This is a genomic window from Prevotella sp. P4-98 (assembly GCF_002251405.1).
Lineage (GTDB): Bacteria > Bacteroidota > Bacteroidia > Bacteroidales > Bacteroidaceae > Prevotella.
In genome coordinates, this window is the sequence record NZ_NPJC01000027.1 from 1 (window position 1) to 863 (window position 863).

2 protein-coding genes are annotated in these 863 nt (G+C 48.3%); both read left to right on the forward strand.

Going from position 1 to position 863, the window contains the following annotated elements; all coding sequences use genetic code 11:
• The first annotated feature begins 65 nt into the window (after positions 1-65).
• Positions 66-464, forward strand: coding sequence for a hypothetical protein (locus CIK96_RS04415; RefSeq protein ID WP_094439892.1), 399 nt, complete (start codon positions 66-68; stop codon positions 462-464).
• A partial coding sequence (locus CIK96_RS04420) for a transposase (protein ID WP_144007480.1) occupies positions 430-863 on the forward strand: 434 nt, incomplete at its 3' end. The genes CIK96_RS04415 and CIK96_RS04420, both read left to right, overlap by 35 nt.

An 863-nucleotide genomic window follows, 5' to 3' on the forward strand; every position in this document is an offset into this window, starting at 1 on the left:
CGGCTCAATAGATTTTTCATAGGGGTAAATGAGTATGATTCATATGAAATGCTTACCTTTGCATCATGGAAGACAAAGGTTTGCTAATGTTGGCACGTATGGTGCTGCCCAAGGAAGTGCTTGACCACTTCATCATAACTGATATTGAGTACGTTGACACGAAGGCTTATGACGAGCCTGAGATGCACATTCACCTTGACGAGAAAATACATCCAGACCTTCAGGGTGACAGTCATTTTGAATCGAAGGGTTTTATCTCTCCCGTAGAGGTGACAGACTTTCCCATCCGTGACCACAAGGTGGTACTGGTTCTGCGCCGCCGCAGGTGGATAGATACCCGCACAGGAAAGAGTTTCATTCTCCCGCTGAAAGTGACAGCCGACGGCACCCGCTACTCTAAGGAGTTTGCGGCTTTTTTAAAACAGACGTATGGGGAAATCCCCAGTGACCTGCCGTACGCTTGAGGATTTCTACTACATTGACGCACATACGTTCAAGAAACAGTACAAGGAGGTTCTGAGTGGCTATCGTAGCTGGAGTGAACTGCCACACGCAGACGAATGGCTTGTGTTTCCGGAAAACATTGGCTCTCATCTGGCTATAGATGAGACAAGCCTGTCCAACGGCGAGCTGTACACTATCGTAACCAACCGTGAGCGTCATGGCGGTGAGGGATGTCTTGTTGCAGTCGTATCCGGCACGAAGTCGGAAGATGTCATCAAAGCCTTGGAGAATATTCCCGAAGAGAAACGCGAGGCAGTGACGGAGATAACACTTGACCTGTCTGACTCCATGCACAAGATTGTACGATCTGCTTTTCCGAAAGCCCAACGTGTCATTGACCGCTTTCACATTCAGAAACT